Raw genomic sequence first — 10253 nt, 5'->3', positions numbered from 1 at the left:
CCCCGGGGCCGACCGCCCCGGCGGACGACCCGACCGTGACCGTGACCGCGCCCGACCCGACCCATCCCGCGCCCGACCCTGGAGTCAGACCGTGAGCCAGGACCAGCTCGCCGAGCTGTCGCGGCTGTTGTACTCGCCCGTGACGTTGCTGCTGTACGGGACCTCCGCGGCGTTCTACCTCTACTCGCTGACCACGACCGTCGGCCGCGCTGACCAGCCGCGTCGCGGTGGACGGTTGGCGCAGCTCGGGTACGGCCGCGTCGCGCGGTGGCTCGGCTCCGCGCTCGCCATCGCCGGGATCGCCACCCACGTCGGTCACGAGGTCCTGCGCGGCATCGTCCAGGAACGCCTGCCGCTCGGGAACATGTTCGAGTTCACCTCGGCGATGGCGCTCGCGGGCGTCGTCGCCGGGCTCGTCTACCTCCAGTTCGTGCGCAAGCGTCCCGAGCTCAACGGCTTCGTGATGATGGCCGGCACCCTGGTGCTCGCCTCGGCCCTGCTGGTCTACAGCTCGCCGGGTCCGCTGCAGCCGATCCTCGACACCTGGTGGCGCAGCTTCCACGTCACCCTGATCGTGATCTCGGCCGGGATCCTGACCGCCGGCTTCGTGTTCACCGCGCTCTACCTCCTGCGCGACACCGCCGAGCGGCGCGGCGCCGCCCCGCGCACCGCGGTCACGACCGGATCGACCGTCGGGGCGGCCCACGTGTCCGACCTCACCTCGGCCGACGACACCGCATCGGTGGCCGAGCGGGTGGCCCCCGACGGGAGCGATCCGGGCTCGACCGAGGACGACGACGCCGTCGACGAGCAGGACGCGGCCGCGTACCGCGGTGCCCTCCGTGCGGCCATCGACCCCTGGAAGCTCGCGCTCTACACCTTCCTCGGCACCTCGACGGTGTCGTGGGTGTTCATCGCGACGCCCACACTCGAGACCGGGACCGGCCTCCAGCGTTTCCTCAGCATCAACCTCGGGCTGGTGGCCGCTGCTCTGATCGCCCGCTGGTTGACCCCCTACCTGCCGCCGGCGGCCACGCTGGACGGGTTGGCCTACCGCACCATCGCGCTCGGGTTCTTCGGGTGGACCTTCGGGGTCATCGCCGGGGCGATGTGGGCCGAACAGTCCTGGGGCCGGTTCTGGGGCTGGGATCCGAAGGAGACCGGGTCGTTCCTGACCTGGGTCGCCTACGCCGCCTACCTCCACGCCCGTGCGACGCGGGGGACCCGTGGCCGGTCGGCGGGCTGGATCGCGCTGTGGGCGTTCGCCGTGCTGATGTTCACCTACTACGGGGTGAACCTGGTGATCGTCGGTCTGCACTCGTACGCGGGGCTGTAGGCAACCGCCGGGGCGTCGACTGCGAACCACCTGTGCGCCGACCGTGGAAGTGGCGGTCGGGGTCGCTGCACCCGGTCGGGCGCCGGCGGGGTGCCCCGCAGCCGGCGAGGACGACGTGATCACCACCCAGCGGATGGTCGGGACCCCCCGACCGAGCGCGACGAGGACCCCCGCGGTCCGGTTCGCGCGCGCCGCCGGCGTGGTCTACTGCTCGGCCGGGATCGTCGGCTTCGGCGTGACCGGTTTCAGCTCGATGACGACCACCCGCGGTGCCGTGCTGCTCGGCTTCGAGGTCAACGGCATCCAGAACCTGCTCCACCTGCTGGTCGGTATCACCCTGGTCGCTGCGGCCGGCGCCTCCCCCGAGGCGGCGCGGGTCGCGACGATGCTCGCCGCCGCGGCCTTCGCCGTGGTCGGCCTGTTCGGGATCGGCGTCGTCGGCACCGACGGCAACGTCCTCGCCGTCAACACCGCGACCATCACCGCCCACCTGCTCACCGCAGCGATCGCCGGCACCTGCGCGGTCCTGCCCACCGACCGCCGACCTTGAACCTCGACGACCGAGAGATGCCGATGGAACCCGACCGCCGAAGACGGTTGACCCCCCTCCCGGGGGGCAAGACCGTGCCGGACGAGGACCTGATGGCTGCGGTCGCCCGTGGCGACCAGGCGGCGTTCGCTGACCTGTTCGACCGGTTCGCAGGCTCCGTCTACGGGGTCGTGAAGCGGGTCGTCCGCGACCCCTCGCAGTCCGAGGAGGTCGCACAGGAGGTGCTCGTCGAGGTCTGGCGCACCGCGACCCGGTTCGACCCCGACCGTGGGACCGTCCAGACCTGGATCCTCACCATGGCCCACCGACGGGCCATCGACCGGGTCCGCAGCGAGCAGGCCAGCCGAGACCGCACCGAACGCATCGCCATCCGCGACCGGTCGCGCGCCTTCGACGAGGTCGCCGAGGAGGTGGAGCTGCGGTTCGAGCACCAACAGGTGCGCGAGGCGCTGTCCGCCCTCACCGATCTGCAGCGCGAGGCGGTGGAGCTGGCCTACTACGGCGGCCACACCTACCGCGAGGTCGCCGACCTGCTCGACACCCCGCTCGGGACCGTCAAGACCCGCATGCGCGACGGTCTGATCCGTATGCGCGACGCTATGGGGGTGGCTCGATGAGCTACCTCGGAGGGACCACGATGTCTGCCGACATCCACACGCTGGCCGGTGCCTACGCCGTCGACGCGCTCCCCGACGATGAGCGCGAGATGTTCGAGGTCCACCTCGACGCCTGCGACGCCTGCCGCCAGGAGGTCGCCGAGCTCCAGGCGACGGCCGCCCGGCTCGGCAGCGCGTCCGCGGTCACGCCACCGCCCGGGCTCCGCGACGCGGTCCTCGGCCGGATCGACGACGTCCGGCAGGAAGCCCCGCCCCGTCCTGCCTCGCGGCAGGAGGTCACCAGCATCTCGCCCGCGCGTCGGTGGCTGAGCTCGGTCGCCGCGCCGGCCGCCGCGATCGTCGCGATCGCCGTCCTCGGTCTGTCCGCGGTCGTCGCGAACCTCGGCAACCGCATCGACCAGCTCGAGACCTCGACGACCCAGCTGACCGACGTGATGGCTGCCGCCGACGCGCAGGTCATCGACGTCGACACGGGCGGTCCCGAGACCGTTCGCGTGGTGATGTCCACCGCCCGCAACGAGGCCGTCTTCCTCGTCGACGGGATGGAAGCGGCACCGGACGGGCACGCCTTCGTCCTGTGGCTGATCGACGACCAGGGTGCCGCCGAGCCGGCGGGCACCCTCTCGGTCGACGAGCGTGGCCGTGCGACCCGGGTCCTGGCCGGCGAGCTCTCGACCACCGTGGCGATCGGCGTGACCGTCGAACCCGACGATCAGCCGATCCGTCAGCCCACCACCGACCCGATCATGGTCGCCGAGCTCACCACCTGACGTTCACCCGCGCGCGACAGCGATCGCGGCGCGGAGGCTCGACCGGGTCACCTTGCCCATCGCGTCGCGCGGCAGTTCCTGCACGAAGGTCACCCGCCGGGGCGCGAACGCGGCGGGGTGATCACCCCGCACGTGCTCGCGGAGGTCCGCCTCCGTGGGTGGTGCGGCGAGGTCGCGGGGGACGACCACGGCGTGGACGCGCTCGCCCCACTCGGGATCGGGTTCGCCGACGGCGGTGGCATCGGCCACGTCCGGGTGCGACCGCAGGGCGGCGACCACCACCGCGAGCGGGACGTTCTCGCCGCCGCTGACGACCACGTCGTCGGCGCGACCGAGCACCGTCAACCTGCCGTCCTCACCGAGACGACCGACGTCGCTGGTGGTGAACCAACCGTCGTCGTCGACGGTGGCGGCCGTCGCCGTGGGGTCCCCCCGGTACCCGCTGAAGAGCATCTCACCCCGCAGACGGATCCGATCGTCGCCGGCGAGCGCGACCTCGGCGCCCGCGAGCGGGTGACCGTCGTACACGCACCCGCCGCAGGTCTCGGTCATGCCGTAGCTGGTCACCACCTCGATGCCGGCGACGGCTGCGCGTTCGAGCAGGTCGCCGGACGCGGCGGCGCCGCCGAGCAGGACCTGCCTCGGTCCGGCCGCCCCGTCACGGGCCAGCCAGCGGTGCAGCTGGGTCGGGACCACGGCGACGTGGTCGGCGCCGGGTCGCAGGAGCGCATCGAGGTCGCCCGGCGCGACGACGTCCGGGGTCGTCCCGAGCGCCCACCCGCGCCGCAGCGCCGCCAGCCCGGCCACGTGGTGGAGCGGCAAGGGAACGCGCCAGACGGCGTCGTGCTGCACGCCGAGCCGCGCGAGCGAGGCGGCGGTCGACGCGTCGAGCGCGGCGGACGTCAGCGTCACCCCCTTGCGGGTCCCGGTCGATCCCGAGGTGGCCACCACGAGCGCGACGCCGTCGTCGGTCGGCAGCGGATCCGGCAGCGCACAGCCGTCGGGATCGTCGAAGCTGGCGAGCCGGTCCGGTCGGAGGGCTGCCAGCAGCGCCTCCACCTCGGCGCGCGACGCCTCCGGGTCCAGCGGGAGGACCGCGTCCCCGGCCTCCCAACGCGCCCGGACCGCCTCCGCCGCCTCGCCGGTGGACGGCAGGGGCAGCGCGATCAGCCGTGCCACTGGCGCCTCCGGACCCGTCGACGTCGTCAGCGTAGGCTGCGGACCCGTGCGCCGACCGGCGTGCCCTTCCTCCGATGAACGGGAACGAGCCGTGGTCTCCGAGCTGTTCGATGCCGACCGCTGGCGCACCGTGCCCGGCTTCGAGGACCTCACCGACGTCACCTACCACCGCGCCGTCGACCAGGGGACGGTGCGGGTGGCCTTCGACCGTCCGGAGGTGCGCAACGCCTTCCGGCCCCACACCGTCGACGAGCTGTACCGGGTCCTCGAACATGCCCGCACCACCAGCGACGTCGCGTGCGTGCTGCTGACCGGCAACGGTCCGTCCCGGAAGGACGGCGGCTGGGCCTTCTGTTCGGGTGGGGACCAGCGCATCCGCGGCAAGGACGGCTACCAGTACGAGCCCCAGGATCCTCCCCGGGGGGAGGATCGAGGCGGCCCTTCCGCAGTTCCTGGGCCGCCGATGGAGGGGCGAGCTCGTGTCGGTCGGCTGCACATCCTCGAGGTGCAGCGGCTCATCCGGTTCTCCCCGAAGGCCGTCATCGCCGTGGTCCCCGGGTGGGCTGCCGGCGGTGGTCACTCGCTGCACGTGACCTGCGACCTGACGATCGCCTCGCGCGAGCACGCCCGGTTCAAGCAGACCGATCTCGACGTCGCGTCCGTCGACGGTGGGTTCGGGTCGGCCTACCTCGCCACCCAGGTGGGGCAGAAGTTCGCGCGTGAGATCTTCCTGCTCGGCGACGAGTACTCCGCCGAGGACGCCCACCGCATGGGCATGGTCAACCGCGTGGTCGATCACGCGGAGCTCGAGGCCACCGCGCTCGAGTGGGCCGCCCGCATCGGTGGCAAGTCACCGACCGCCCTCCGGATGTTCAAGTTCGCGATGAACCTGCCCGACGACGGTCTCATCGGCCAGCAGGTGTTCGCCGGCGAGGCGACGCGGCTCATCTACGGCACCGACGAGGCGCAGGAGGGCCGCGACAGCTTCCTCGAGAAGCGCGACCCCGACTGGTCGCCGTACCCCTACCACTACTGAGCAGCGAACGAAGGCACGAGACCAGGATTGCATGCTATCCCGGTAAGGCGGCAACCTCGGGGTGTTGAGGGAAGCGGGAGAAGCGCTTGATCCGGTCGTTCCGCGACTCGGCTACCGAAGCTCTGTTCCACGGCGAACGGGGCAAGGCGATCCGGCGGCTCTCGCCCGACATTCGCTCGGCGGCGACACGGAAACTGGACATGCTCAACGCGGCCAGGGAGCTGGACGATCTCCGCGCCCCGCCAGGGAACCGGCTGGAACCGCTCAAGGGCGACCTCCGAGGCAAGTACAGCATCCGGGTGGACGACCAGTGGCGCATCGTCTTCGGTTGGGAGTCCGGCGATGCGTACGAGGTCGAGATCACCGACTACCACTGAGGAGCCGCCATGTTGCCGAGGAAGCGGACGCCGATGCACCCGGGCGAGATCCTGAGCGAGGAGTTCCTGGGGCCACTCGCGCTCACGCAGGTTGCGCTGGCGCAGCACGTGGGCGTTCCGGTGCAGCGGATCAACGAGCTCGTGCGTGGGAAGCGGGGCGTGACGCCGGAGACGGCCTGGCTGTTCGCTGGCGCGTTCGGAACCACGCCGGAGTTCTGGCTGAATCTCCAGTCGAACCACGACCTCGTACGAGCACGGCCGACCCGTGAGGTGCGCCAGCTCACCGGCGCCGGCTGACCCGGCGGCCGTTCGTCGCGATCAGGCGGCCCAGCGGACGGGGACGTCGTGAGCCTCGAAGGCGCGATCGGCGGTGACCAGCTCCGAGCCTTCGAGTTGTGCTGCGCCACCAGCAGGCCGGCGTCGCCGACAGGGTCTCCTCGATGGATCCCACGAACAGGTCGAGCTGCATGTGCGGAGCGTACGCCGGGGTCGCCGCGCCAGGGCGACGTTGCTCTTGGGTGGTGCGAGGTGGGGAGTCCGCCTGACCGTAGGCTGGCACCGATGACGACGACCAACGGCGCTGTGGGCGCGAGCACCTGGATCGAGGCGGCACGTCCCCGGACGTTGCCCGCCGCGGTCGCGCCGGTGCTGGTCGGGACTGCTTCCGCGGAAGCAGCACCCGGCGACCTCGATCTCGGCCGTGCCGTGCTGGCGTTGGTGGTCGCGCTCGCGCTCCAGGTCGCGGTGAACTACGCCAACGACTACTTCGACGGGGTCAAGGGTGTCGACACCGAGGCCCGCACGGGGCCGCGGCGTGCCGTCGCGGCCGGACTGGTCAGCCCCGGCGGCATGAAGCGCGCCATCGCGGTCGCCCTCCTGGTCGCGGGCCTCGCGGGGCTGACGCTGGCGGTGCTGGTCGGTTGGGAGCTGTTGCTCGTCGGCGTCGCCGCGGTGCTCGCCACGCTCGGCTACTCCGGCGGGTCCAAGCCGTACGCGTCGGCCGGGCTCGGGGAGGTGTTCGTCTTCGTGTTCTTCGGGGTGGTCGCCACCGTCGGTTCGCAGTACGTGCAGGACGAACGGATCGGGCTCGTGGCCGTGCTCGCGTCCCTGGCCATGGGAGCCCTCGCCACCGCGCTGCTGGTGGTCAACAACCTGCGGGATATCCCCTCCGACACGGCCGTCGGCAAGCGGACGCTCGCGGTCCGGCTCGGCGAGGCCCGGACCCGGACCCTCTACGTCGGCCTCGTCCTGGCCGCCTTCCTGGTGCTCGCCCCCCTCGTGCTCGTGACGGGGAAGGGGTGGCTCGTCGCGCCCGTGTTGGCCCTGGTCGTCGCCTGGCGCGGGATCGAGCTGGTGCGGCACGCCCCGCTCGGTCCGCGGCTCGTCGCGGCGCTCGGGCACACCGCGCAGGCGCAGCTGCTGTTCGCGGTGTTGCTCGCGACCGCGCTGCTCGTCACGGGCGCCGGAGGTGATGTGTGAGCTCCCCGGGACCCGCTGCGGGGGACCTCGACCGGCTCGTCCCGTTCGTGCTGCCGATGCGGCTGCGGTTCCGCGGGGTCACCTCGCGGTCGGGCGTGCTGCTCCACGGCCCGGCAGGGTGGGGGGAGTTCTCACCGTTCCCGGAGTACGGCCCCGGCTACGCGTCGAGGTGGCTCGCGGCCGCCCGCGCCGCTGCGCTGGACCCGTTCCCCCCGCCGGTGCGGGACCGCGTCCCGGTCAACACCACCGTCCCCGCCGTCGACCCTGCCACCGCCCGCCGCCTGGTCGCCCGCAGCGGTTGCACGACCGCCAAGGTCAAGGTCGGCGAGGCGGGCCAGGACCTCGCGGCGGACGTCGACCGGGTCGCCGCGGTCCGCGACGCGCTCGGCCCGACCGGACGGATCCGTGTGGACGCCAACGCCGCTTGGGACGTCGAGACCGCCGTGCTCGCGATCGGCCGGCTCGACACCGCGGCCGGTGGTCTCGAGTACGTCGAGCAGCCGTGCGCGACCCTGTCCGAGCTCGCCGAGGTCCGGCGGCGGGTCGACGTGCCCCTGGCGGCGGACGAATCCGTGCGGACCGCCGATGACCCGCTGCGGATCGCGGGGCTCGACGCGGCCGACCTCGTGGTCATCAAGGTCCAGCCGCTCGGCGGCGTCCAGCGCGCCCTCGAGGTGGTCGACGCCGCGGGCCTGCCCGCGGTCGTGTCGTCCGCGCTCGAGACCTCGGTCGGCCTGGCCGCCGGCGTGGCGCTCGCGGCGGCCCTACCCGAGCTGCCCTACGCCTGCGGTCTCGGGACGGCCACGCTGCTGGCCGCGGACGTCACCGACCGACCGCTCGAACCGGTCGACGGTCACGTCGAGGTCCGTCGGATCGAACCCGACCCGGCGCTGCTCGACCAGGCCACCCCTGATCCGGACACCGCGCTCGCGCTGATCGAGCGGCTCGGTGCCGCGTCCGCCCACCTCGCCGGCTGAAGGCAGCTCGATGCGCGCGCAGAACCCGTCGCACGCCCAGGCGCTCGTCCTCGTCGATGAGTTGGCCCGGTGCGGGGTGACCGACGCCGTCCTCGCCCCCGGGTCCCGGTCGGCAGCGCTCGCGATGACGCTGCACGACGACCCGAGGATCCGGTTGCACGTCGAGGTGGACGAGCGCTCCGCCGGGTTCCTGGCGGTCGGCCTCGGCCGAGGCAGCGGCCGGCCCGCGGCGGTCGTGGTCACCTCCGGATCCGCCGTCGCGAACCTCCACCCGGCCGTCATCGAGGCCGACACCGGTGGGGTCCCACTGCTGCTGCTCACCGCGGACCGGCCGCCGGAGCTGCGTGGGACCGGCGCGAACCAGGCGATCGACCAGCTCCACCTGTTCGGCGGCAGCGTGCGGTGGTTCTGCGAGGTGGGGGTCGCCGAGGACCGCGAGGACGCCCCGGCTTACTGGCGGTCGGTGGTGGCCCGTGGTGTCGCGGCTGCCGTCGGTCTCGGTGCCTCCGCAGGCCCGGTGCACCTCAACCTGCCGTTCCGGGAACCGACCGTCCCCGCCAGCGACGACGGGCGTACGTCCGCTCCGCCGTTCGCGTCGCCCACCGAGGGACGTAGCGACCGGCGCCCGTGGGTCACCGTCACGCGCGCCCCGCGCCGCCCGAACGACGAGGACGTCGCCGCCCTCGCCGGACGGATCCTCGCGACCGAGCGGGGCCTGATCGTCGTCGGTGCCACGGGCGTGAGCGCCGCCGACGACCACGTCGGCCCGATCCACGCCCTGGCCCGGGCGTCCGGCTACCCGGTCCTGGCCGAACCCGCGTCGAACGCGCGCGTGCCCGGCGCCATCGCTCACGCCCACCACCTGCTCGGTCACGCCGGGTTCGCCGGTGCCCACCGACCCGACCTGGTGCTCCGCATCGGCCGGACCGGCGTGTCGCGCAACCTCGCTCGGCTGCTCGGGTCCGACGTCCCGCAGGTGCTCATCGATCCGGACGGCAGCTGGCACGACCCGGAACGTGCCATCGCCGACCTGCTGGTGGCCGACGTCGCCGCGACCTGCACGGCGCTCGCCGACCTGTTGGCGGTCCCTGCCTCGTCGGAGTGGGCGGCGAGGTGGCACGACGCGGACGCGGCCGCGGAGGGCGCCCTCACCGCCGTGCTCGACGGCGACGACACCCTGACCGAGCCGCGCCTCGCGCGTGACCTCGCGGCGGTCCTCCCCGACGCCACCACGTTGGTCGTCGGCTCCTCGATGCCGATCCGCGACCTCGACCAGGTGCTGCGCCCCCGCGACGGCCTGCGCATCGTCGCCAACCGGGGCGCGTCCGGGATCGACGGGGTCGTGTCCACGGCGCTCGGGGTGGCCATCGCGGACGCCACCAGCGAGGGTCCCGATCGCCGCCCGACGGTCGCCCTCATCGGTGACCTCACCCTGCTGCACGACGCCAACGGCCTGCTGCTCTCGGCCGACCTCGAACGGCTCGACTGCACCTTCGTGGTCGCCGACAACGACGGCGGGGGCATCTTCTCGTTCCTGCCGCAGGCCGGCTACCCGGCGTCCTTCGAGCGGGTCTTCGGCACGCCACACGGCCGGGACCTGGCCCACCTCGCCGCGCTGCACAGCATGGGCTACCACCGCGTCGAGCGGGCCGCTGACCTGCGAGGCGTGCTCACCGCGACCCGCCGATCGGGTGGGCTGCAGCTGATCCACGTCCGCACCGACCGTGCCGCCAACCGTCAACTCCACGAGCGGATGACCCGCACGGTCCACGACGCCCTCGACGGCCTGGCCTGACCGACGCCTCGCCTGCTGCCTACCGGTAGGCGGGGAGGGGCAGATGCGCCCCCGGTCGCCTACCGGTAGGGCACACGGTCGCCTACCGGTAGGCGGGGAGGGGCTGGTCTGCCCCCTGGGGTCTACCGGTAGGCGGG

11 protein-coding genes are annotated in these 10253 nt (G+C 73.1%); 10 read left to right on the top strand and 1 reads right to left on the bottom strand.

What is annotated here, in order from left to right; translation table 11 throughout:
• Positions 1-91: 91 nt before the first annotated feature.
• The 4 genes from ccsB to WEB03_RS09865 all read left to right on the top strand — a co-directional run bounded on the left by ccsB (position 92) and on the right by WEB03_RS09865 (position 3273).
• A complete protein-coding gene (ccsB, locus tag WEB03_RS09880) occupies positions 92-1336 on the top strand; it encodes a c-type cytochrome biogenesis protein CcsB (RefSeq protein ID WP_368070779.1) in 1245 nt (414 codons plus the stop codon).
• Positions 1337-1451: 115 nt separating this feature from the next.
• Complete coding sequence (locus tag WEB03_RS09875; protein ID WP_368070778.1) at positions 1452-1886, top strand: DUF4383 domain-containing protein; 435 nt, start codon at positions 1452-1454, stop codon at positions 1884-1886.
• A gap of 23 nt (positions 1887-1909) precedes the next feature.
• Positions 1910-2503 (top strand): ECF RNA polymerase sigma factor SigK, encoded by a 594-nt coding sequence (gene sigK / locus WEB03_RS09870; RefSeq protein ID WP_368070829.1) that lies wholly within the window; start codon positions 1910-1912, stop codon positions 2501-2503.
• Complete coding sequence (locus WEB03_RS09865) at positions 2500-3273, top strand: anti-sigma factor (RefSeq protein WP_368070777.1); 774 nt, start codon at positions 2500-2502, stop codon at positions 3271-3273. The genes sigK and WEB03_RS09865 overlap by 4 nt, the downstream gene beginning before the upstream one ends.
• A gap of 3 nt (positions 3274-3276) precedes the next feature.
• Here the strand turns inward: WEB03_RS09865 and WEB03_RS09860 are convergent, their stop codons facing one another.
• Positions 3277-4452, bottom strand: coding sequence for an AMP-binding protein (locus tag WEB03_RS09860; protein ID WP_368070776.1), 1176 nt, complete (start codon positions 4450-4452; stop codon positions 3277-3279).
• 91 nt (positions 4453-4543) lie between these two features.
• Here WEB03_RS09860 and WEB03_RS09855 point away from each other — a divergent pair, with 91 nt between their 5' ends.
• From WEB03_RS09855 to menD, 6 genes are all read left to right on the top strand, one after another.
• Positions 4544-5488, top strand: coding sequence for a 1,4-dihydroxy-2-naphthoyl-CoA synthase (locus tag WEB03_RS09855; RefSeq protein ID WP_368070775.1), 945 nt, complete (start codon positions 4544-4546; stop codon positions 5486-5488).
• A gap of 86 nt (positions 5489-5574) precedes the next feature.
• On the top strand, positions 5575-5865 hold the full coding sequence (locus WEB03_RS09850; protein ID WP_368070774.1) for a type II toxin-antitoxin system RelE/ParE family toxin: 291 nt from the start codon (positions 5575-5577) through the stop codon (positions 5863-5865).
• A gap of 9 nt (positions 5866-5874) precedes the next feature.
• Positions 5875-6162 (top strand): HigA family addiction module antitoxin, encoded by a 288-nt coding sequence (locus tag WEB03_RS09845; protein WP_368070773.1) that lies wholly within the window; start codon positions 5875-5877, stop codon positions 6160-6162.
• A gap of 264 nt (positions 6163-6426) precedes the next feature.
• The gene (locus WEB03_RS09840) at positions 6427-7344 is read left to right on the top strand and encodes a 1,4-dihydroxy-2-naphthoate polyprenyltransferase (protein WP_368070772.1); all 918 of its coding nucleotides are present in this window, start codon (positions 6427-6429) and stop codon (positions 7342-7344) included.
• 56 nt (positions 7345-7400) lie between these two features.
• Positions 7401-8321, top strand: coding sequence for an o-succinylbenzoate synthase (locus WEB03_RS09835; protein ID WP_368070828.1), 921 nt, complete (start codon positions 7401-7403; stop codon positions 8319-8321).
• A 10-nt stretch (positions 8322-8331) separates the two neighbouring features.
• Positions 8332-10116 carry a 2-succinyl-5-enolpyruvyl-6-hydroxy-3-cyclohexene-1-carboxylic-acid synthase gene (menD, locus tag WEB03_RS09830; protein ID WP_368070827.1) on the top strand — a complete coding sequence of 595 codons (1785 nt, stop codon included), beginning with the start codon at positions 8332-8334 and terminating at the stop codon, positions 10114-10116.
• Positions 10117-10253: the final 137 nt, after the last annotated feature.

Source organism: Nitriliruptor sp., assembly GCF_040882075.1.
GTDB lineage: Bacteria > Actinomycetota > Nitriliruptoria > Nitriliruptorales > Nitriliruptoraceae > Nitriliruptor.
This window is presented reverse-complemented; position numbering and strand designations above follow the sequence as displayed.